A 20,701-nucleotide genomic window follows, 5' to 3' on the forward strand; every position below is an offset into this window, starting at 1 on the left:
GCTGGCGGACGCGGGGGTGTCCGTGGACCTTCCCGGTGCCCTCGCGGCTGCGGAGCGGGCCTGGGGGTGAGCGGCGGGGCGGGCGCGCGGCGGTTCTGAGCGTGCGCTCTTTCTCGGCGCCGGAGTTGGCGCTGGTGCCGGTTGGCGCCGGTGCTGGTGCCGGTTGGCGCCGGTGCTGGTGCCGGGCGGGGGGTGTTGCGCAGCCCGGCGTTGGCGGGGTGCCGCCGCGCCCACCCGTGCCGCCCCAGCGGCACGACTGCCCGCGGTTGGGCGGGGTGCAGCGCCCCAGCGGCACGACTGCCCGCGGACGGCGGGGGCTTCGCCGTGGCATGCTGCGGCGCATGTCTGTTGATGCCTTCTCGGATCCGGCCGATGCCCTTCGTCTGCCCGACGGGCGGCCCGTGCCCGTGTTCAGTGGGGATGAGCGGACCATGCTCGAGAGTTGACTGGACTACCATCGCGCGACGCTCGCGCTGAAGTGTGCCGGGCTGGACGACGCGCAGGTGCGGGTCGCGTCGGTCGAGCCGTCGGCGATGACGCTGCTGGGGCTGGTGCAGCACATGGCCGTGGTGGAGCGGAACTGGTTCCAGCGGATCGTCGCCGGTCAGGACGTACCGCCCGTGTTCGACGACGACGTCACCGGGTTCTCGCTCGACCCCGCGCGTGGGATGGACGAGGCGCTCGGCGTGTGGCGGCGGGAGGTCGCCCGGGGGCGGGAGCTGTGTGCCGGGCTTCCTCTGGACGGGACCGGGCGGATCGCCGACGGTCCGATGGCCGGCGTGGAGGTGAGCCTGCGCTGGGTGCTGATCCACATGATCGAGGAGTACGCGCGGCACAACGGTCACGCCGATCTCCTGCGGGAGCGCATCGACGGGGTGACCGGCAGCTGAATTCCGGGGGATTATCGAAATTCCCCCGCACAGATACTCCCGCGACATTCTCCGGCTTATTTCCCTATTACTCGGCAGAGCAGCTTCCCGTCCTCTTCTGCCCGCTCTTCCCGAGCCTAAACGCCCCGACCGGAGAAGCGGCTACCGGACGTTTCCGGGTGTGGTCACGAGAGTTACACCAATGTGACCGGTTCCACATCGCGCCCGATTCATCACGCTTCCTCCCGTGCAAAACAGGACATTTCGCCGACCCCTCGCGCGGACACGCCCGCACGCGCGATAACACAGGACACGCTCGTACGTAACCCCGCAGGACGATGCAATTTTGAATTTACCTCGGTAAGTTCAATTCGCATGACTGCCGCACAAGCAGACCTGCAAATCGACCGCCCGACCGTGGCGGACGGAGCCGTGCTGTGGCGGATAGCCAGGGACTCGAAGGTCCTCGACCTGAACTCGTCGTACAGCTATCTGCTGTGGTGCCGTGACTTCGCCGCCACCTCGGCCGTCGCCCGCGACGAGCACGGGGAACCGGTCGGCTTCATCACCGGCTACCTCCGCCCGGACAGCCCGCGCACCCTGCTGGTCTGGCAGGTCGCCGTCGACGAGGCGCACCGCGGACGCGGTCTGGCCGCCGCCATGCTCGACGCACTGGCCGCCCGGACCGCCGCCGAGCACGGCGTGGACACCGTGGAGACCACCGTCGCGCCCGGCAACACCGCCTCCGAGCGCCTGTTCACCGCGTTCGCGGAGCGCCACGGCGCCCTGCTGGAGCGCGAGGTGCTCTTCGGCACCCCGGACTTCCCCGACGGACCGCACGACCCCGAAGTCCTGCACCGCATCGGACCGTTCGCGCTCTGACGCGCCGGCCCGACCCCCGATCTTCCGACTCCCTCTGACTTCCCACGCCACCGAGGAGCGATTCGTCGTGACCATCACCCAGCCCGACCTCAGCGTCTTCGAGACCCTCGAGTCCGAGGTGCGCAGCTACTGCCGCGGCTGGCCCACCGTCTTCGACCGTGCGCACGGCAGCCGCATGTACGACGAGGACGGCCACGAGTACCTCGACTTCTTCGCCGGAGCCGGTTCACTCAACTACGGCCACAACAACCCCGTCCTGAAACGCGCTTTGATCGACTACCTGGAGCGGGACGGCGTCACGCACGGCCTCGACATGTCGACGACGGCCAAGCGCGCGTTCCTGGAGTCCTTCCAGAACTACATTCTGCGTCCGCGTGACCTGCCGTACAAGGTCATGTTCCCGGGCCCGACGGGCACCAACGCCGTGGAGTCCGCGCTGAAGCTGGCGCGGAAGGTGAAGGGCCGCGAGTCCGTCGTGTCGTTCACCAACGCCTTCCACGGCATGTCGCTGGGCTCGCTCGCCGTGACCGGCAACGCCTTCAAGCGGGCCGGCGCCGGCATCCCGCTGGTTCACGGCACGCCGATGCCGTTCGACAACTACTTCGACGGCAAGGTCCCGGACTTCCTGTGGTTCGAGCGGCTGCTCGAGGACCAGGGCTCCGGCCTCAACAAGCCCGCCGCCGTGATCGTCGAGACCGTGCAGGGCGAGGGCGGCATCAACGTGGCCCGGCCCGAGTGGCTGCGCGCCCTGTCCGAGCTGTGCGAGCGCCAGGACATGCTGCTCATCGTCGACGACATCCAGATGGGCTGCGGCCGCACCGGCGCGTTCTTCTCCTTCGAGGAGTCGGGCATCACGCCGGACATCGTCACCGTCTCCAAGTCGATCAGCGGCTACGGCCTGCCCATGGCGCTGACCATGTTCAAGCCGGAGCTGGACGTCTGGGAGCCGGGCGAGCACAACGGCACGTTCCGCGGCAACAACCCCGCGTTCGTGACGGCCACCGCCGCCCTGGAGGCGTACTGGGCGGACGGCTCCGCGATGGAGAAGCAGACCCGTCAGCGCGGCGAGCAGGTGGAGCAGGCGATGATCGCCATCACCGAGGAGAACCTCGCCGACGTCAAGGAGTACCGCGGCCGCGGCCTCGTGTGGGGCCTCGAGTTCCACGACAAGGAGCGCGCCGGCCGGGTCGCCAAGCGCGCCTTCGAGCTCGGTCTGCTGATCGAGACGTCCGGCCCGGAGAGCGAGGTCGTCAAGCTGCTCCCCGCCCTGACCATCACCCCGGACGAGCTGGACGAGGGCCTCCGGGTCCTGGCCCGCTCCGTCCGCGAAACCGCCTGAAACACATCCAGCCGAGGAGGCATCGCAACACCGTGATCGTCCGTTCGTTCAAGGAGATCGAAGGCACCGACCGGCACGTGAAGTCGGCGTCCGGCACGTGGGAGAGCAAGCGCATCGTCCTCGCCAAGGAGAAGGTCGGCTTCTCCGTGCACGAGACGATCCTGTACGCGGGTACGGAAACGGACATGTGGTACGCGAACCACATCGAGGCCGTCGTCTGCACCAAGGGCGACGCCGAGCTGACCGACCGCGAGACCGGGAAGACGTACCACATCACCCCCGGCACCATGTACCTCCTCGACGGCCATGAGCGGCACACGCTCAAGGTCAAGGAGGACTTCCACTGCATCTGCGTCTTCAACCCGCCCGTGACCGGACGGGAGGACCACGACGAGAACGGCGTCTACCCGCTGCTCACCGAGGAGGTGTGATCCACCGTGACCACGACCACGCACGTCACCGATCTCTACCCGACCCGCGGGGCCACCGAGGTGGTCACCCCGCGCCAGGACCCGGTGGTCTGGGGCTCCCCGGACACCCCCGGCCCCGTCTCGGCGGGTGACCTCCAGGCGCTGGACCGCGACGGCTTCCTGGCCGTCGACCAGCTGATCGGCCCGGACGAGGTCGAGGTCTACCGGCGTGAGCTGGACCGGCTGGTCACCGACCCGGGGATCCGCGCGGACGAGCGCTCGATCGTCGAGCCGAAGTCCCAGGAGATCCGCTCGGTCTTCGAGGTGCACAAGATCAGCGAGGTGTTCGCCCGGCTGGTGCGCGACGAGCGGGTCGTCGGCCGGGCCCGGCAGATCCTCGGCTCGGACGTGTACGTCCACCAGTCGCGGATCAACGTCAAGCCGGGCTTCGGCGCGAGCGGCTTCTACTGGCACTCGGACTTCGAGACCTGGCACGCCGAGGACGGCCTGCCGAACATGCGCACCATCTCGGTCTCGATCGCGCTCACCGAGAACTACGACACCAACGGCGGTCTGATGATCATGCCGGGGTCGCACAAGACGTTCCTCGGCTGCGCGGGCGCCACGCCGAAGGACAACTACAAGAAGTCGCTCCAGATGCAGGACGCGGGGACGCCGTCCGACGAGGCGCTGACCACGATGGCGTCGGAGTACGGCATCAAGCTGTTCACCGGCAAGGCCGGCTCGGCGACCTGGTTCGACTGCAACTGCATGCACGGCTCCGGCGACAACATCACGCCGTTCCCGCGCAGCAACGTGTTCATCGTGTTCAACAGCGTCGAGAACACGGCGGTCGAGCCCTTCGCCGCCCCGATCCGCCGCCCGGAGTTCATCGGGGCGCGGGACTTCACGCCAGTCCGGTGAGCCACCCCCGGCCGGGGGTCCGGGGGTTGTCCCCCGGAGAACACAGCATCGGGGCGAGGGACTTCACGCCAGTCCGGTGAGCCACCCCCGGCCGGGGGTCCGGGGCTTGTCCCCCGGAGAACACAGCATCGGGGCGCGGGACTTCACTCCGGTGAAGTAGGCACAACGCGCGGTACGCCTTGAGCGCATCGCGCCACCACGGCGGTGAGGTGTGCGCACCGCCGCACCGACTGCGGGCCGGGCCTCCTCGTGTGGGACAAGGAGGCGCCGGCCCGCTGCCGTGCGCTCAGCCGGACAGCGCGTCCAGCAGCCGGTCCACGTCGGCGGCCGTGTTGTAGAGGTGGAAGGACGCCCGCAGGTTGCCCGCGCGGTTCGACACCTGGATGCCCGCCGCGGACAGCTCCGGCTGCAGCCGTCCCAGCCCCGGCACGGACACGATCGGCGAGCCCGGCGCGGGCAGGGGCGCGTGGCCCAGCGTGGCCAGCCCCGCGCGGAACCGGTCGGCGAGGGCGAGGTCGTGGGCGCGGACGGCGTCCACGCCGATCTCCTCCAGCAGTGCGAGGGAGGCGCGCAGCCCCGCGTAGCTGAACAGTGCGGGACTGGCGTCGAACCGCCGTGCACTGTGGGCGAGTTCGGCGACGGGGCCGTAGCAGCTGGCCCACGGGTCCTCCCCCGCGACCCAGCCGGCCTGCACCGGGACGAGGTCGCCGAAGTCCTCGGGGACGACGAGGAAGGCCGCTCCGTGCGGGCCGAGCAGCCACTTGAAGGTGATGGCGACGCTGTAGTCGTACGCGTCGGCCTCCACCGGCAGCCAGCCCGCGGCCTGGGAGAAGTCGACGTAGGTGCGGGCCCCGTGGGACCGGGCCGCCTCGCGCAGTGCGGGCAGGTCGGCGATCCGGCCGTCGGCGGACTGGGCGGCACTGACCGCGACGAGCGCGGTGTCCGGCCGCACGGCGTCGGCGAGCCGCTCCAGCGGCACGGCCCGCACCTTGAGGTCGCCGCGCGCGTGGAAGGGGTTCAGCACGGAGGTGAAGTCGTCGTCGGCGGTGAGGACTTCGGCACCCGGCGGCAGGGACGCGGCGACCAGGGAGGAGTACAGGGCGACGGTCGCCCCGGCCGCGACCCGCTCGACGGGCACGCCCGCCAGCCGGGCGTACGCGGCGCGGCACGCCTCGACGTCGGCGAACAGCGGGTCGAGCGGACGCCCCGCCGCGCGCAGCCGGGCGGCCGCGTCGAGCGCGGCCACGGTCCGGGCGGGCAGCAGGGCGTTGCTCGCGGTGTTCAGGTAGGTGTTCTCCGGGGTGAACTCGGCACGGACGAGGCTCTCGAAGGTCTCCATGGAACCACTGTGCGGCCCCGCCGTCTCCCCGTCCATCGCATATACCTGCGCGGTATCGCTAAGGAACGCTTATACGTCGGCGCTTGCCTGCGTGTTCTCCCGCGGGGGCACCGCGCACCCGCCGGGACCGCAGGCGTCGGCGTCCGTGTCGCCGTCGACCAGGGTCAGCGGCGACCGCTCGCCCCAGGCCTGGGTGAGCGCCCGGGCGAAGACCTCGACGGGCTGGGCGCCGGAGACGCCGTACTTCCGGTCGAGCACGAAGAACGGCACCCCGCGCGCGCCGAGCTGTGCGGCGTCCTGCTCGTCGGCCCGGACCTCGGCGGCGTACGCCTCCGGGTCGGCGAGCACCTCGCGGGCGGCCCCGGTGTCGAGGCCGGCGGCGCCGGCGAGTTCGACGAGCCGCTCGTCGTCGCCGAACAGGGAGCGTTCCTCGGCGAAGTTGGCCCGGTAGAGCAGGTCGAGCAGCTGCTCCTGGCGGCCCTGCTCGCGGGCGAAGTGCAGCAGGCGGTGCATGTCGAAGGTGCCGGCGTGGTCGCGGCCCCGGGTGCGGTAGGGCAGGCCCTCGGCGGCGGCCTGCGCGCCCAGGTTGTCCTCGCCGGCCTCGGCCTGCGCCTGGCTCATGCCGTACTTCTTGGTGAGCATGGTGATCACGGGCTCGACGTCGTCCTTGGCGCGGCCCGGGTCGAGCTCGAAGGAGCGGTGGACCACCTCGACCCCGTCACGGTGCGGGAAGGAGGCCAGCGCCTTCTCGAAACGGGCTTTTCCGACATAGCACCAGGGGCAGGCGATGTCGGACCAGATCTCGACGCGCATGGGCGGGCTCTCTCCAGTCGGCACGGCTGCGGAGACGTCCTCCGCAAACGGGTGAACGTTCAAGCAACCGCCCGCATTCCCGGAGCGGACCCGGATGCGCTCAGCTGCCGTCGCGCAGGTCCGGCGGCCAGTGCGGCCGGTACTCGAGGTGGTCGAAGGTCACCACGCACCCCTCCCCGATCGGCGACTGGGTAGCGAACCCGACCAGGGCGGCTCCCGTCTCCTTCTCGTCGCCGAGCGTGAACAGACGGACGAAGGTCCACTGCTCGCCGTCGCGGGAGGCGTGGAAGGCGAAGGCGCGCCCGGTGCGGCTCACCCGCAGCCAGACCGTCTTGCCGTCCACGGTGAAGGAGTTGGCGTCGTCGGAGTGGCCCCGTGTGACGACCGTGCAGACGGTGGGCACGTCCGGGGAGTACTCCAGGCACAGCTTGGCCCAGGCGCGCTCGCCGACGTGGACGTAGAGCACCCCGGCGTCGAAGCTGCCGGCGAAGCCGACCGTGACGCGGGCGATCAGCTGGAAGTCGCCCTCGGGCGCGCCGAGCAGCCGGGGGGCGTCGGCGGCGGGCTCCAGGGACTCGCCGGTGGGCGGCACGAAGCGGTCCTGCCGGGGTCCCGCCCATCCGGTGAGGACGCCGTCCTCGTAGGACCAGGAGCCGTCGGGGCCGTAGGTCCGCAGCGGGAAGGGGAGTTCGGGTATGTCCAGGTCCATGGCGGGATTCTCCCAGGCGCCGCCCCGGCCCGCGCACCCGGTCCCCGCGCCCGGTCCGGCCCCGCGCACCCGGTCCCGGTCAGCGGCCCTGGTAGGTGTCGAGGGCGACCGCCTGGGCGACGGCGAGCCGCGGGTCGAGACCGGGGGCGGTCACCTCGACGAGGTAGCGGTCGCGCAGGCCGATCTTCTTGTCGACGGTCATCACGGGCTTGCCCTCGCTCCCGAAGTCGAAGTGGTACGGCCAGGCGAACGGCACCAGGTCCAGCGGCAGCCAGTCCCAGGCCCGGCGCAGCACGGCCACGAACCGGTTGCGCTCCCGCCCCACGGCGTCGGGCGCGCCCGGCTGCTCCAGCACCCAGGTGGAGCGGACCAGGGAGGTGAAGAACCGTTCGTGGAAGGCGCCGATGGGCTTGCCGTCGGCGTCCACCACGTCGAAGCCCTCACCGGGGTCCAGCAGGGTGCGCTCCCTGACGGTGAACGCCACCTGGCTCCTGGACGCGTCGGTGAAGAAGGTCACTTCCTCGTTGAGGGAGAACCGCCTCCGCTCGGCGTAGGCGAGGACCCGGCCCCCGGAGCCCCCGGGCGCGGTCTCGGTGACGAGGTACCGGTCGGTCTTCAGGGTGGCCTTCTGCGTGACGGTGAAGCGTCGGCCGGCCCAGGGTACTGATACGTCCACTGCTGCGCTCCCGGGTGTCGGTGGAGGGTGTGCCGCCGGCGGGGGTCCGCGCCGGCGCCGCCATCGTCGCCGGGCGGGCCGCGGGGGCGCAGTCTCCGGACGTCGCGGTCCACAACGACCGAAGAGAACAAGGACGTTGGCGAACGCCGTTCACTTTGGTCGCTCGAGGCCGCTACGGAGGGAGGATGCCGGCGCCCCGGTGCGGGACCCTAGGGTCGGGCGCGTGGACACAGCGCAGATCTCCCGCCCCGCCCGTACCCTGCTGTCCCGGCTGACCGCCGCCTCCCCCTGGTCGCGCGGCCGGGTCGCCGGGGAGAGCGCGCTTCTCGTCGTGCTCGCCGGCACCGCGGGAGCGGTGTACGCCACGGAGAGCGGATCCCCCGCGAAGGGCTGGGCGCTGGCCCTGCTCGTCGGGCTGCTGTCCCTGGCCCGGCGGGCGCTGCCCGCCACCGTGCTCGTCGTCTCGTCTGCCCTGGCGGGCTCGGTCATCGGCGCCGGCCCGCTGCTGATCTACGTGAGCTGGTCGGCGGGCAGCCGCATCAGGCGTCCCTGGCGCGCGGCCGGCGCGTACGCCGCCGGGATGGCGCTGTACGTCGCGCGCGGTCTGCTCGAGGGCGGGGGCGAGGCGCTGGAGCTGTCGCTGCTGATGATGGCGGCGCTGAGCGCGGGCCCCTATCTGGCGCTGGCGGTCGTGCCGGGGCTCGCCTCCCGGTATCGCGCCCAGCGCCGTGACCTGCTGGAGGCACTGCGCCGGCACAACGCCCAACTGGTGCGTGAGCAGGCGATGGTGGCGCGGCAGGCGCGGCTGCTGGAGCGGCAGCGCATCGCCCAGGACATGCACGACAGCCTCGGCCACCAGCTCGCTCTGATCGCCGTGCACGCGGGGGCGCTGGAGGTGGACCCGGAGCTCGGGGACCGGCCGCGGGAGGGGGTGGGCATCCTGCGGGAGGCGGCCAGGTCGGCGATGCGGGAGCTGCGCGAGGCGGTCGGCATCCTCCGGGACGACGTCGAGGAGCCGACCGCGCCTGCTTCCGGACCCGTTCCCGGCCCCGGGCCGGAGACGGCCGGCGCGCCGCCCGCGCGGGGCGTGGCCGGGGTGGACGCGCTGGTGGCGTCGTCCAGGAGCGCGGGCGCCCCGGTGGAGCTGCGCCGCTCGGGCGAACAGCGGCCGCTCGCCCCGGCCGCGGACCACGCGGTGTACCGCATCGTGCAGGAGGGCCTCACCAACGCGCACAAGCACGCGCCGGGCGCCCCGATGACGGTGGAGCTGCGCTACGAACCCGACAGCCTGGTGGTGGAGGTGGCCAACGGGCCGGTGCCGGACGGGGCGCCCGCGGCGCCGCCCGCGATCAGCGGCGGCCAGGGCCTCGCGGGGCTGCGGGAGCGGGCCCGGCTGGTCGGCGGCATGGTGCACAGCGGCCCCTCGCCCGAGGGCGGCTTCCGCCTCGCCGGGGTGCTGCCGTACGCCGGCGGTCCGCCCGCCGGCCGTGAGGACGCGACGTCCGTCGCTCCGGGCGGCGACTTTCGGAGGCAGACCGGGGCGGGCGGCGCGGGCGACGGTGGAGCGGACATCGACCGCTCCGACCCGAAGGAGTACGCCGCCATCATGAGCAGCAAGAAGAACGTCGCCCTGGGCTGCGCCCTCGTCTCCGTCGCCCTCGTCGCCGGCACCGTCGCCCTGCTGGTGTGGGGGGTGGGCAAGCTGGTCGACGAGGTGGAGAAGGGCGTCATACCGGCGAGCGTGTACGAGGAGGCGCGCGTCGGCGACGCCGAGGCCGGGCTGCGCGAGAAGTTCCCGGAGGGCGGCTCGATCCTCACCGACGGCGTGGAGAAGCAGGGCCCGCCGCTGCCGGAGGACGCCGTGTGCGAGCACTTCGTGGACGACGAGAAGGACATCGTGTACCGGTTCTGCTTCCGCGACGGGAAGCTGGTCGTCAAGGAGTCCTACCCGCACGAGATCTGACGGGCGGCCGGGTCCGGGGCCGGCGCGGGGATCGGGCATGATGGCACGGCACCGCCGTCCGCCCGTCCCACCGCACCGCGCAGGAGGCCGCGTGATCCGGGTCCTGGTCGCCGACGACGAGCCGCTCATCCGGGCCGGCATCAGGATGATCCTCACCTCGGCCGACGACATCGACGTCGTCGCCGAGGCGCGGGACGGCCGGGAGGCGGTGGAGACCGCCCGCTCGACCGCCGTCGACGTGGCGCTGCTGGACATCCAGATGCCGGTGATGGACGGGCTGACCGCGCTGGCCGAGATGGGCCGGGCGGCGCCCGGGGTGCGGGTACTGATCCTGACCACGTTCGGGGAGCGGGAGAACGTGCTGCGGGCGCTGGGGCACGGCGGCGCCGGGTTCCTGCTGAAGGACTCCGCGCCGCAGGAGCTGATCCACGCGGTCCGCGCGGCGGCGGCCGGGAACGCCTATCTCTCCCCGGCCGCCACCCGGCACGTGGTGGACACCCTGGCCTCGCCCGCCGCGACCGCGCGCGGCGAGGAGGCGCGCCGCCGGCTGTCCGCGCTCACCGAGCGGGAGCTGCAGGTGCTGGCGCTCCTCGGGGAGGGCCTGTCCAACGCGGACGCCGGGGCCCGGCTGCACATGAGCGAGGCCACGGTGAAGACGTACGTCAGCCGGATCCTGACCAAGCTGGACTGCGACAACCGGGTGCAGGCCGCGCTCCTGGCCCGGGACGCGGGCCTGGAGCCGGCCGGCGGGTGAGCGCGGGTCAGCGCTCCAGGCGGCCGTTGAAGCGGCGGGGCAGCCCGAGCGGGTTGTCGTCCCTCAGCTCCGGCGGCAGCAGCGCCTCCGGGGCGCCCTGGTAGACGACGGGCCGCAGCCAGCGTTCGATCGCCGTGCCGCCCACGGACGTGGACGTGGAGGTGGTCGCCGGGTAAGGGCCGCCGTGGTGCTGGGCGGGGGCGACGGCGACGCCGGTCGGCCAGCCGTTCACCAGCACGCGTCCGGCCAGCGGGGTGAGGTCCCGCACCAGTTCGGCGCCGCGGCCCTGTCCGGCCGCCTCCTCGGAGGACACGTGCACGGTCGCGGTGAGGTTGCCGGGGAGCCTCGACAGCACCTGTCGTACCTGGGCCTCGTCCGTGTAGCGGGCCACCACGGTGACCGGTCCGAAGCACTCCTCCAGCAGCAGGTCGTACGCGCCCTCGCGGGTCAGCCGCTCCGCCGGGACGGTGAGGAAGCCGGCGCTGACGGTGTGCTCGCCGCCCGCGCCCGCGGTCACCGGGGACTCCACGTCGGGGAGCTGGGCGCGCTCGGTGACGCCGGCGAGGAAGTTGTCGCGCATGCGGTGGTCGAGCAGGACCCCGGGGTCGGTGTCGCTGACCGCGTCCGTCAGGGACTTCAGCAGGGCGTCGCCGGCCGCGGAGGCGGGAGCGAGGACCAGGCCCGGCTTGACGCAGAACTGGCCGACGCCCAGCGTCATCGAGCCGGCCAGTCCGGCGCCGATGGCCTCGCCGCGCTCGGCGGCGGCGGCCTCGGTGACCAGGACCGGGTTCAGCGAGCCGAGTTCGCCGTGGAAGGGGATGGGGACGGGCCGGGCGGCGGCCTCGTCGAAGAGGGCGCGGCCGCCGCGGACCGAGCCGGTGAAGCCGGCCGCCGCGACCAGCGGGTGCCGGATCAGCTCGATGCCGGCCTCGAAGCCGTGCACCAGACCGAGCACGCCGTCGGGCACCTGGTGCCGGGCGGCGGCCCGGCGGATCACCTTGGCGACCAGCTCCGACAGGGCGGGGTGGTCGGGGTGGGCCTTGACGACGACCGGGCAGCCGGCCGCCAGCGCGCTCGCGGTGTCGCCGCCGGCCACGGAGAAGGCGAACGGGAAGTTGGACGCGGAGTAGACGGCGACCACGCCCAGCGGGATCTTGTAGCGGCGCAGGTCGGGCACGGGCGGGGTGGCCGTGTCGTCGGGGTGGTCGATGACGACGTCGAGGAAGGCGCCCTCCTCGACGATGCCGGCGAAGGCGCGCAGCTGGTAGCAGGTGCGGGCGAGTTCGCCGGTGAGCCGGACCGGGCCGAGCGCGGTCTCGGCGTCGGCGGCCTCGACGAGCCGGTCGCGGGCGGCTTCCAGTTCGTCGGCGGCGGAGCGCAGGAAGGCGGCGCGCACGGTGCGGTCGGTCAGCGCCTCGCGCGCGTCGTGGGCGGCCCGGACGGCGGCGTCCACCTCCTGGGCTGTGGCCTCCACCGCAACCTGTTCACGCTGCTTCCCGGTTCGGGGGTCGACACTCCAGACTGGTGCTGCTGCCACCGCGGGTCCCTCCACTTGAATGCCGCATGCAATGCCGCAGTATGTACGTCACCCAGGGCGGGTGTTCGATATACTGAACACCGTCTCTGTGGGTGAATGCGCTTCGGAGAGTATTTCCCGGCGAACGAAGGGGTCAAGGGCGATGTCGGCTGGCGAGACGGGCGGCGGGGCGCAGGTCAAGTCCGCGGTACGGACCGTTGAACTGCTCGAATACTTCGCCGGGCGCCCCGGGATGCACTCCCTGGCGGCGGTCCAGGAGGCCGTCGGCTATCCCAAGTCCAGCCTGTACATGCTGCTGCGCACGCTCGTCGACCTCGGCTGGGTGGAGACGGACGCGACGGGCACCCGGTACGGCATCGGCGTACGGGCGCTGCTGGTCGGCACCTCGTACATCGACGGCGACGAAGTCGTCGCGGCGGCCCGGCCCACCCTGGACCGGCTCTCCGACGACACCACGGAGACGATCCACCTGGCGCGTCTGGACGGCACCAACGTCGTGTACCTCGCCACCCGCCAGTCCCAGCACTACCTGCGCCCCTTCACCCGGGTCGGACGCCGGCTGCCCGCGCACTCCACGTCGCTGGGCAAGGCGCTGCTGAGCACGTACTCGGACGAGCAGGTGCGCAAGATGCTCCCCGAGACGCTGCCCGCGCTCACCGAGAACACGATCACCGACCGGGAGAAGCTCATCGAGGAGCTGCACCAGGTGCGGGAGCAGGGCTTCGCCGTGGACCGCGAGGAGAACACCCTGGGCCTGCGCTGCTTCGGCGTGGCCATCCCCTACCGCACGCCCGCCCGGGACGCCATCAGCTGCTCGGTCCCGGTGGCCCGTCTCACCCCCGCCCATGAACAGATGGTGAAGGACGCCCTGTTCGACGCCCGCGACCGGCTGACCCTGGCCACCCGGAGGCTCTGACCCGTGGACATCGCCCTGCGCCCGGTGCACGACAGCGACCTGCCCGTCTTCTTCCGGCAGTTCAACGACCCCGAGTCGCTGCGGATGGCGGCCTTCACGCCCGAGGACCCGGCCGACCGGGACCGCTTCGACGCGAAGTGGGCGCACATCCGCAGCTCCCCCGAGATCGTGGCGCGCACCGTGCTGGTGGACGGCGACGTGGTGGGCAGCGTGTCCGTCTACGGCGAGGCGGGCGAGCGCGAGGTGACGTACTGGATCGACCGCGCCTACTGGGGCAGGGGCATCGCCACGGCGGCGCTGCGCGCCCTGCTGACGGAGGTCACCGAGCGCCCGCTGTACGCGCGCGCGGCCGCCGACAACGCGGGCTCGCTGCGGGTGCTGCGCGCGTGCGGCTTCGAGGTCACCGGGAAGGCCCGTGGGTACGCGGCGGGGCGCGGCGAGGAGACGGACGAGCTGGTGCTGGCGCTGGAGGACTGAGCTTGTGGGACCGGTGGCCCCCGGGCGCCGGCGGGACAGCTCCCCCGGGGCGCGGGGAACCGCGCGCCAAGCCCTCACCGACCCGCGCCCGCGTGAGCGGCCTCACGCCGGGGGGCTGTATGAACACCCGATGAGAATCCGGCCGGACGGGAACGTCCCACCCCCCTCCGCTCGTCTGTCCCCACGCGATGAACAGGACGATCAGGCGTGCCTCCGTCTTCACCCTGCTCTTGGTGTTCGCCCTTCTGGTGCGGGCGACCTGGGTGCAGTTCTACGAGGGCCGGGCACTGGCGGACGACAAGGACAACCGGCGCAACGCGATCGAGACGTACGCGGAGCCGCTCGGGAACATCGTCGTGGGCGGTGAGAGGATCACCGGCTCGGCGCGGACGAAGGGGAGCGACCTCGCGTACAAGCGCACCTACACGGACGGTCCGCTGTACGCGGCGGTGACCGGCTACGCCTCGCAGGCCTACGCGCCGACCCAGCTCGAGGGCATCTACGCGGACGTGCTCAACGGCACCGACCCCCGGCTGAAGACGGTGACGGACACGGTGACCAACGGGCGGGCGGCCCCGGGCGACGTGGTGACGACCGTCGACCCGGCCGTGCAGAAGGCGGCGTACCAGGCGCTCGGCGACAAGAAGGGCGCCGCGGTCGCCATCGACCCGGAGACCGGCCGGATCCTCGCCGCCGTGTCCACCCCGTCGTACGACCCGGCCGAGCTGACCGACGCCAACACCGCCGGCGAGGCGTGGACGCGGCTGAACGAGGACCCGGACAAGCCGCTGACCAACCGGGCGCTGCGCCAGCCGCTGCCGCCCGGCTCGACGTTCAAGCTGGTGGTGGCGGCGGCCGCGCTGGAGGACGGGCTGTACTCCTCGGTGGACGAGCGGACCGACAGCCCCGACCCCTACCCGCTCCCGGACTCGTCGAAGGACCTCACCAACGAGAACCCGTCCGCGCCCTGCGAGAACGCGTCGATCCGGGTGGCGCTGCAGTACTCCTGCAACAACGTCTTCGGCAAGATGGCCGTCGACCTGGGGCAGGACAAGGTGCGTGACATGGCGGAGAAGTTCGGCTTCAACGACGAGAAGCAGGACGTCCCGGTGCGCGCCTACGCCAGCGTGTACCCCTCGGACATGGACGAGGCGCAGACCGCGCTCAGCGGCATCGGCCAGTTCGACGTGACGGCGACGCCGCTGCAGATCGCGATGGTGTCGGCGGCGCTCGCGAACGACGGCGAGCTGGTGTCGCCGCACATGGTGTCCCGGGTGACCGACAGCGGCGGCGACGTGCTGGAGGACCACGACGAGGACGCCTCCACGCGGCGGATCGTCAGCTCCTCGACCGCCGAGCAGCTGCGGTCGGCGATGCAGACGGTGGTGGACGCGGGCACGGGCACCAACGCGCAGCTGCCCGGCGCCACGGTGGGCGGCAAGACCGGCACGGCGCAGCACGGCGAGAACAACAGCAAGACGCCGTACGCCTGGTTCACCTCGTACGCGGAGTCGGACTCGAACGGCAAGAAGGTGGCCGTGGCGGTGCTGGTGGAGCAGTCGGACGCGGAGCGTTCGGAGGTCAGCGGCAACGGGCTGGCGGCCCCGATCGCGCGGGAGACCATGAAGGCCGCGCTGCAGGACTGACCTCCGCACAGCGCCGGGCCGCCCTCCGACTGCCGGGGGCGGCCCGTGCGCGTCAGCGGAGCCGGCCGAACGCGAGGTCGGCGTCGGCCACCGCCTCGGGGTGGACGTCCCCCGCGGTCCGGCCGCCGGCGATCCGCTGCCAGTTGGCGCGGGCGAGGACCTGGAGAACGGCGAGCGTCTGGGCGGCCCGCAGGCGCGCCTCGATCCCCTCGCCGAGGGCGTCCGCCAGTGCCTCCTCGTCCTCCAGCCGGTACCGCGCGAGGCGTCCGGCGAGGCTCGGGGTGCCGAACACCAGCCGGTGGAAGGCGACCACCTCGGGGTGGTCGTTGAGGCCGGTGACGGGGTCGCGCCGGTCGAGTCCGGCCCGGAAGTGCCGATGCAGTGCCGTCATCGGCTCCACGCCGGGAGCGCGGTCGCGGACGACCCGTGCGGCCTCGCCCTGGTGGTCCTTGAACCGGTGCAGCACCAGGTCTTCCTTGGTGGGGAAGTACCGGAAGAGGGTCGGCTTGGAGATCTCGGCCGCCGCGGCGATGTCGTTCACCGAGACGCGGTCGAAGCCGTGCTCCAGGAACAGCGAGACGGCCGCGTCGGCGATCGCGTCGTGCGTCCGCTGCTTCTTGCGGGCACGCAGTCCCGTCGGCTCGTACATGCGCTCACCGTAACATTTCTTACTCGGTTGCTTTTTTAACCGAGTAACGTTTTCATGGCGGCATGCATTTCACGAACACTCCTGCCGTGCTGGTGACCGGGGCGACGGGCCGGATCGGCCGTCTGATCGTCGACCGGCTGCTCGACGCGGGCTTGCCGGTCCGTGCCCTCGTCCGCCGCCCGGACGCGGCGGCGACGCTTCCCGCGCGGGCCGAGGTTTTCACCGGCGACCTCACCGAGCCCGAGTCCCTGGATCCGGCGCTGACGGACGCGGGTGCCGTCTTCCTCGTCTGGACGGCTCCGCCCGACTCCGCGGCGGCGGTCGTCGCACGCCTGGCGGCCCGCGTACGGCGCGTCGTCCTCCTCTCCTCCCCGCACCGGACGCCGCACCCCTTCTTCCAGCAGCCCAACCCCATGGCGGATCTGCACGCGCACATCGAACGGCTGATCGCGGCGGCCGGGCCGGAGGCGACAGTTCTCCGGCCCGGCATGCTCGCGTCGAACGCGCTGGCCTGGTGGGCACCCGCGATCCGCGCCGGCCAGGCCGTCCGGTGGCCCTACGGGACCGCCGAGACGGCGCCGGTCGACGACCGGGACGTCGCTGACGTCGCGGCGCGCGCGCTGTACGACCCTGACCTCGCCGGAGGCGACCATGTGCTCACCGGCCCCGAGTCGATGACCCAGGCCGCGCAGGTGCGGGCCGTGGGGGAGGCCCTGGGCCTCCCGGTTCCCTTCGAGGAGATCACTCCAGAGGAGTTCCGCCGCGTGTCGGAGGGCAGCGCGCCCGGCGCGGTGGTGGACATGCTGCTCGGCGCGTGGAACGCGGCGGTCGGACGGCCCGCCCACGTGACCACCGCGGTGGCCGACCTCCTCGGTGAGGCGCGGACGTTCCGTCGCTGGGCCGCCGACCACGCCGCCGCGTTCCGGCCGGCGGCGTCCTAGCCCACGCCCAGGAGCTGCTCGATCGGGTCGATGGCGAAGTACACCAGGAACAGCGCCGAGGCGCCCCACAGCAGCCAGTGGACCTCCTTGGCGCGGCCCAGCACCGTCTTGATGAGGACGTAGGCGAGGAAGCCGGCGCCGATGCCGTTGGTGATGGAGTAGGTGAACGGCATCACGGCGATGGTGAGGAACGCCGGGACGGCGATCTCGTAGCGGTCCCAGTCGATGTGCTTGACCTGCGTCATCATCAGAAAGCCGACGGCGACCAGGGCGGGCGCGGCGGCCTGGAGCGGGACGATGGTGAGCAGCGGGGTGAGGAACAGCGCGAGCCCGAACAGCGAGCCGGTGACCAGGTTGGCGAAGCCGGTGCGGGCGCCCTCGCCGACGCCGGCCGCCGACTCGATGTAGGAGGTCGCCGAGGAGGCGGAGGCGGCGCCGCCCGCGACGGCCGCGGCGCCGTCGATCAGCAGGACCCTGCCGAGGCCGGGCACCTTGCCGTCCTCGTCCAGCAGGCCCGCCTCGGCGCTGACGCCGACGACGGTGCCCATGGTGTCGAAGAAGTCGGACAGGATCAGGGTGAACACCAGCAGCACGACGGTGACCACGCCGACCTGGCCGAACGCCCCGAACAGACTGAACTGGCCGAGGAGACCGAAGTCGGGGGCGTCCACGACCTGGTCGGGCCACTCCGGGGTGGTCAGCCCCCAGGTGGTGACGTCGGCGAGCGCGTTGACGACGAGCGCGACGACGGTCATGGTGACGATGCTGACGAGGATCGCGCCGCGCACCTTGCGGGCGAGCAGGGCGATGGTGAGCAGCACGCCCAGGCAGAACACCAGCATCGGCCAGCCGGCGAGGGTGCCGGTGCTGCCGAGCTGGACCGGCACGGTGGTGTTGGCGGCGTCGGGGATGCGGGTGACGAACCCGGCGTCGACGAAGCCGATCAGGGCGATGAACAGGCCGATGCCGACGCTGATGGCCTGCTTCAGCTGCTGCGGGATGGCGTGCATGACCGCCTCGCGCAGCCCTGTCACCACCAGGACGCAGATGAGCAGGCCCTCCAGCACGATCAGGCCCATCGCGTCGTCCCAGCTCATCAGCGGGGCGAGCTGGAAGGCGACGACCGCGTTGAGGCCGAGGCCGGCGGCCAGGGCGAGCGGCAGGTTGCCGCCGACGCCCATGACGATCGTCATCACGGCGGCCACCAGGGCGGTGGCGGTGGTGAGCTGCACCGGGTCGAGCTGCTCACCGGACTTGTCCTTGGCACTGCCCAGGATGAGCGGGTTGAGCACGAGGATGTAGGCCATTGTGAAGAAGGTGGCGAAGCCGCCGCGTATCTCCCGGCCGAACGTCGAGCCCCGTTCGGTGATCCGGAAGAACCGGTCGACACCCGTCACCGTGGACGGCCCGGCGTCCTGCCCACGGGCCGTCTTCTGCGCCTCGGACATGCAACTGCTCCTCGATGAGCGGGAGATGATGATCTGGGGAACGCTGGCTGGATTGTGCCTGTGCCGTACGTCGTTCCGGTGTGCTTCGTGTGACGGATTGGCATACCGGCCGGCCGGACACGGTCCGGACCCTCGCACGGGGGGTCAGGCGTGGAGCACGGCGTCCATCCAGGCGTACATCTCGTCCTGCGTCGGGGAGTCGAAGGTGTGCCCGTGCTCGGGCCGGACCCTCAGCCGCAGCCGTTCCTCGGCGCCCCAGGCCCGCCAGACGGTGCGCAGCCGGTCGTATGCGGCCCGAACGCCGTCGGCGGGGAAGTGGGGGTCGCGTCCGCCGTGGAGGAACAGCATCGGCTTGGGCGCTGCGATGCCCGCCACGTCGGGAAGGTCGAGGTGGCGGGCGAGTCCGGGGTGCAGCATGTGGAACGCCGACTGGCCGCGCAGGGTGTTGTTCCCGGGCACCATCAGCTGCTTCAGCCCGGTCATCCAGCAGACGCTCGCCGCGGCGGTGACGTGGTCGCTCAACGCCGCGGCCTGCCAGGCGCGGTAGCCGCCCATGGACCAGCCGGCGGCGGCGACCCGGCGGGCGTCCACCCGGTCCAGCCCCGCGAGGAAGGCGGCGGCGCGCTGGTCCTCGCGGGCGTGCAGTCCGGCCAGGGAGGAGCCCAGCTGGTAGAGGGTGCTCGCGAGCGCCTGCTGGTCCTCGTACGCGAGTGGGCCGCGTTCGCCCCAGCCGAGGGCGTCGAGACAGAGCACGACATGGCCGCGGCGGGCGAGTTCGTCACCGGGGAAGCGGCCGTCGAAGTGGCGCCCGGCCCACTCCTCGGCGGAGGCGAGCCGGGTGTCGTCGTACCAGGGGCGGACGCACTTCTCCTTGCCGATGTCGAAGCGGGAGCCGTGGTCGTGGAGCAGCAGCACGGCGGGGAAGGGTCCGGTGCCGTGCGGGGTGAGCAGGACGCCGCGGGCGCGGGTGCGGCGGGTGAGGGTGACGGTCACCGACTCGCGCGCGTAGCCGTCCCCTTCGGGTCCGGGGACGTGCACGGGGTCGTAGGGCAGGGCGGGTTCGGCGGGGACGAGGAGCGCCTCCTCCACCGCGGCCCGGGCCGCCCGGCGCCAGCGCGCGGGGTCGCGGACGGGTGAGGTCCCCCAGGCGAGCGGGAACGTCAGGTCGTCCCTGAGCGCGTCGAGCAGGCCGGGCGGTCCGGGCGGGGAGGTCATGCCCGGGGCCGCCAGTCGCCGAGCCAGGCCTGGCGGGTGTGCGCGGCGGCCTGGGCGGGGGTGAGCTGGGGCCGGTTGGCCGGGACGGTGATCACGGCGCCGGGTCCGGTGTTGCGGTACTCGGCGAACCGCTGGTCCTGCCAGGGGTGTCCGCTCGCCATGTTCGTGTAGGGCGCGACGGCGTCGATGCCGGGGCCGAGGCGGGTGTCGCGGACGGTGAGCATGGGGCGCGCGGTCGGGTCGGAGCTGGGCACCCAGGGGCGGGCCAGCTTGTAGTAGCCGTCGGGGGCCTCGCTGGTGATCCTGCTCCTGGTGACCAGGAAGCCGCGCGGGGTGGTGACGGCGGTGGAGGGCGCGAAGAGGAAGCCGAACGGGGCGGAGGTCAGGTCGGGACGGGTCAGTGTGCGGAAGTCGCAGTCCTCGAACACCGCCGTGGCCCGGCCGAAGACGAAGTCGACGTCGCCCTCGGCGTAGCAGTGCGCGAAGTACTGGCGGGCCACGGTGTCCAGGGACGCCGTGTCGGCGTAGAGGGTGTCCTGGTGGCCGAGGAACCGGCAGTCGAAGAACGCGCTGCGATCGCCCGTGACCTTGACGGCGACGGCCTGGGTGCCGCTGACGCCGGGGTGGTCGGCGCGCAGCCAGTCGTTGGCGAAGGTGATCCGGCGGGCGGTGAAACCGTCGGGGCGCAGGGTGGTGGTGGCCGACCCGGAGGTGCCGTAGGTGCCGGAGCCGTCGGGCCTGGGGGTGCCGGCGGCGTTGTCGTACACGACGACCACGTCACGCGGGTCCTCGGAGGCGCCGAGCCAGGTCATGCCGGTGCGGTCGGCGGGGACGGAGACGGTCTCGCGGTAGACGCCGGGGGCGACGACGAGTGTGCGCCCGGTGCCGGTGGCGGCGTCGACGGCGGCCTGGAGGCTCGTGAAGTCACCGGCGCCGCGCGGGTGGACGTACAGCGTGGCGGGGGTGAGCCGCGCGGACGGCGAGCCGTACCGGCCGAAGGGGCGGGGCGGCGGGCGGTGCGCGTGGGCGGGTGCGGCGGCCAGGGCGAGGGCGGAGCCGGCCGCGGCGCCGGCCAGCAGGACGTTCCTCCGGGACAGGTGCGAGGGCATACGAGGGCTCCTTGTGGGGACGCGTGGGGTGAGCCGGTGCGGTCCGCAGTGGGGGCGGACCGCACCGGCGGCCTCGGACGGCGCG

The 20,701-nt window shown here is 72.5% G+C and carries 19 protein-coding genes and 1 pseudogene; 11 read left to right on the forward strand and 9 right to left on the reverse strand.

Annotated elements, in window-relative coordinates; all coding sequences use genetic code 11:
- The first annotated feature begins 329 nt into the window (after nt 1-329).
- From CCN29_RS25855 to thpD, 5 genes and pseudogenes are all read left to right on the forward strand, one after another.
- Nucleotides 330-890, forward strand: a pseudogene (locus tag CCN29_RS25855) (DinB family protein).
- 354 nt (nt 891-1,244) lie between these two features.
- Nucleotides 1,245-1,751 (forward strand): diaminobutyrate acetyltransferase, encoded by a 507-nt coding sequence (ectA, locus tag CCN29_RS25860; RefSeq protein WP_037817053.1) that lies wholly within the window; start codon nt 1,245-1,247, stop codon nt 1,749-1,751.
- Nucleotides 1,752-1,818: 67 nt separating this feature from the next.
- Nucleotides 1,819-3,090, forward strand: a complete 1,272-nt coding sequence (gene ectB, locus CCN29_RS25865; RefSeq protein ID WP_006132704.1) for a diaminobutyrate--2-oxoglutarate transaminase — start codon at nt 1,819-1,821, stop codon at nt 3,088-3,090.
- Between the two features lie 32 nt (nt 3,091-3,122).
- Complete coding sequence (locus tag CCN29_RS25870; RefSeq protein ID WP_004932953.1) at nt 3,123-3,521, forward strand: ectoine synthase; 399 nt, start codon at nt 3,123-3,125, stop codon at nt 3,519-3,521.
- A gap of 6 nt (nt 3,522-3,527) precedes the next feature.
- Nucleotides 3,528-4,424, forward strand: a complete 897-nt coding sequence (gene thpD / locus CCN29_RS25875) for an ectoine hydroxylase (RefSeq protein ID WP_006132705.1) — start codon at nt 3,528-3,530, stop codon at nt 4,422-4,424.
- A 286-nt stretch (nt 4,425-4,710) separates the two neighbouring features.
- Here the strand turns inward: thpD and CCN29_RS25880 are convergent, their stop codons facing one another.
- The 4 genes from CCN29_RS25880 to CCN29_RS25895 form a co-directional block, all read right to left on the reverse strand.
- Nucleotides 4,711-5,763: an aminotransferase class V-fold PLP-dependent enzyme gene (locus tag CCN29_RS25880; protein WP_031062281.1), complete on the reverse strand. Its 1,053-nt coding sequence runs from the start codon at nt 5,761-5,763 to the stop codon at nt 4,711-4,713.
- Between the two features lie 69 nt (nt 5,764-5,832).
- Nucleotides 5,833-6,576 carry a DsbA family oxidoreductase gene (locus tag CCN29_RS25885; protein WP_086684832.1) on the reverse strand — a complete coding sequence of 248 codons (744 nt, stop codon included), beginning with the start codon at nt 6,574-6,576 and terminating at the stop codon, nt 5,833-5,835.
- Between the two features lie 100 nt (nt 6,577-6,676).
- Nucleotides 6,677-7,285 (reverse strand): DUF1349 domain-containing protein, encoded by a 609-nt coding sequence (locus tag CCN29_RS25890; RefSeq protein ID WP_006132710.1) that lies wholly within the window; start codon nt 7,283-7,285, stop codon nt 6,677-6,679.
- A 79-nt stretch (nt 7,286-7,364) separates the two neighbouring features.
- Nucleotides 7,365-7,961 (reverse strand): LURP-one-related family protein, encoded by a 597-nt coding sequence (locus CCN29_RS25895; RefSeq protein WP_086684835.1) that lies wholly within the window; start codon nt 7,959-7,961, stop codon nt 7,365-7,367.
- A gap of 223 nt (nt 7,962-8,184) precedes the next feature.
- On the opposite strand from CCN29_RS25895, the gene CCN29_RS25900 reads away from it, so the two are divergent.
- Together CCN29_RS25900 and CCN29_RS25905 are read left to right on the forward strand one after the other, a co-directional pair.
- Nucleotides 8,185-9,924: a sensor histidine kinase gene (locus tag CCN29_RS25900; protein ID WP_086684840.1), complete on the forward strand. Its 1,740-nt coding sequence runs from the start codon at nt 8,185-8,187 to the stop codon at nt 9,922-9,924.
- A gap of 91 nt (nt 9,925-10,015) precedes the next feature.
- Nucleotides 10,016-10,678, forward strand: a complete 663-nt coding sequence (locus CCN29_RS25905) for a response regulator transcription factor (RefSeq protein ID WP_086684843.1) — start codon at nt 10,016-10,018, stop codon at nt 10,676-10,678.
- 7 nt (nt 10,679-10,685) lie between these two features.
- On the opposite strand, the gene CCN29_RS25910 is transcribed toward CCN29_RS25905, so the two are convergent.
- Nucleotides 10,686-12,215 (reverse strand): aldehyde dehydrogenase (NADP(+)), encoded by a 1,530-nt coding sequence (locus CCN29_RS25910; RefSeq protein ID WP_078592279.1) that lies wholly within the window; start codon nt 12,213-12,215, stop codon nt 10,686-10,688.
- Between the two features lie 142 nt (nt 12,216-12,357).
- On the opposite strand from CCN29_RS25910, the gene CCN29_RS25915 reads away from it, so the two are divergent.
- The 3 genes from CCN29_RS25915 (at nt 12,358) to CCN29_RS25925 (ending at nt 15,254) form a co-directional block, all read left to right on the forward strand.
- The gene (locus CCN29_RS25915; protein ID WP_006132716.1) at nt 12,358-13,131 is read left to right on the forward strand and encodes an IclR family transcriptional regulator; all 774 of its coding nucleotides are present in this window, start codon (nt 12,358-12,360) and stop codon (nt 13,129-13,131) included.
- A gap of 3 nt (nt 13,132-13,134) precedes the next feature.
- Complete coding sequence (locus CCN29_RS25920; protein WP_086684846.1) at nt 13,135-13,608, forward strand: GNAT family N-acetyltransferase; 474 nt, start codon at nt 13,135-13,137, stop codon at nt 13,606-13,608.
- A gap of 188 nt (nt 13,609-13,796) precedes the next feature.
- Complete coding sequence (locus CCN29_RS25925) at nt 13,797-15,254, forward strand: peptidoglycan D,D-transpeptidase FtsI family protein (RefSeq protein WP_086684849.1); 1,458 nt, start codon at nt 13,797-13,799, stop codon at nt 15,252-15,254.
- A gap of 52 nt (nt 15,255-15,306) precedes the next feature.
- Here the strand turns inward: CCN29_RS25925 and CCN29_RS25930 are convergent, their stop codons facing one another.
- Nucleotides 15,307-15,903, reverse strand: coding sequence for a TetR/AcrR family transcriptional regulator (locus tag CCN29_RS25930; protein ID WP_006132720.1), 597 nt, complete (start codon nt 15,901-15,903; stop codon nt 15,307-15,309).
- Between the two features lie 62 nt (nt 15,904-15,965).
- Here CCN29_RS25930 and CCN29_RS25935 point away from each other — a divergent pair, with 62 nt between their 5' ends.
- Complete coding sequence (locus CCN29_RS25935; protein ID WP_442538497.1) at nt 15,966-16,844, forward strand: SDR family oxidoreductase; 879 nt, start codon at nt 15,966-15,968, stop codon at nt 16,842-16,844.
- On the opposite strand, the gene CCN29_RS25940 is transcribed toward CCN29_RS25935, so the two are convergent.
- From CCN29_RS25940 to CCN29_RS25950, 3 genes are all read right to left on the reverse strand, one after another.
- Complete coding sequence (locus CCN29_RS25940) at nt 16,841-18,292, reverse strand: NCS2 family permease (protein WP_086684856.1); 1,452 nt, start codon at nt 18,290-18,292, stop codon at nt 16,841-16,843. The genes CCN29_RS25935 and CCN29_RS25940 overlap by 4 nt on opposite strands.
- A 144-nt stretch (nt 18,293-18,436) precedes the next feature.
- A complete protein-coding gene (locus CCN29_RS25945) occupies nt 18,437-19,507 on the reverse strand; it encodes a dienelactone hydrolase family protein (protein ID WP_006132723.1) in 1,071 nt (356 codons plus the stop codon).
- Entirely contained in the window at nt 19,504-20,616 is a 1,113-nt protein-coding gene (locus CCN29_RS25950) for a pectinesterase family protein (RefSeq protein WP_086684860.1), read from the reverse strand. The genes CCN29_RS25945 and CCN29_RS25950 overlap by 4 nt, the downstream gene beginning before the upstream one ends.
- Nucleotides 20,617-20,701: the final 85 nt, after the last annotated feature.

Origin of the sequence: Streptomyces pseudogriseolus, from assembly GCA_002154585.1 — a bacterium.
Taxonomy (GTDB): domain Bacteria; phylum Actinomycetota; class Actinomycetes; order Streptomycetales; family Streptomycetaceae; genus Streptomyces; species Streptomyces pseudogriseolus.

Excerpts from the sequence above, each read along its gene's own strand:
- ectA (WP_037817053.1), top strand. The coding sequence starts at position 1,245 with ATGACTGCCGCACAAGCAGACCTGCAAATCGACCGCCCGACCGTGGCG.
- CCN29_RS25880 (WP_031062281.1), bottom strand. The coding sequence starts at position 5,763 with ATGGAGACCTTCGAGAGCCTCGTCCGTGCCGAGTTCACCCCGGAGAAC.
- CCN29_RS25885 (WP_086684832.1), bottom strand. The coding sequence starts at position 6,576 with ATGCGCGTCGAGATCTGGTCCGACATCGCCTGCCCCTGGTGCTATGTC.
- CCN29_RS25890 (WP_006132710.1), bottom strand. The coding sequence starts at position 7,285 with ATGGACCTGGACATACCCGAACTCCCCTTCCCGCTGCGGACCTACGGC.
- CCN29_RS25915 (WP_006132716.1), top strand. The coding sequence starts at position 12,358 with ATGTCGGCTGGCGAGACGGGCGGCGGGGCGCAGGTCAAGTCCGCGGTA.
- CCN29_RS25925 (WP_086684849.1), top strand. The coding sequence starts at position 13,797 with ATGAACAGGACGATCAGGCGTGCCTCCGTCTTCACCCTGCTCTTGGTG.
- CCN29_RS25930 (WP_006132720.1), bottom strand. The coding sequence starts at position 15,903 with ATGTACGAGCCGACGGGACTGCGTGCCCGCAAGAAGCAGCGGACGCAC.
- CCN29_RS25935 (WP_442538497.1), top strand. The coding sequence starts at position 15,966 with ATGCATTTCACGAACACTCCTGCCGTGCTGGTGACCGGGGCGACGGGC.
- CCN29_RS25940 (WP_086684856.1), bottom strand. The coding sequence starts at position 18,292 with ATGTCCGAGGCGCAGAAGACGGCCCGTGGGCAGGACGCCGGGCCGTCC.
- CCN29_RS25945 (WP_006132723.1), bottom strand. The coding sequence starts at position 19,507 with ATGACCTCCCCGCCCGGACCGCCCGGCCTGCTCGACGCGCTCAGGGAC.
- CCN29_RS25950 (WP_086684860.1), bottom strand. The coding sequence starts at position 20,616 with ATGCCCTCGCACCTGTCCCGGAGGAACGTCCTGCTGGCCGGCGCCGCG.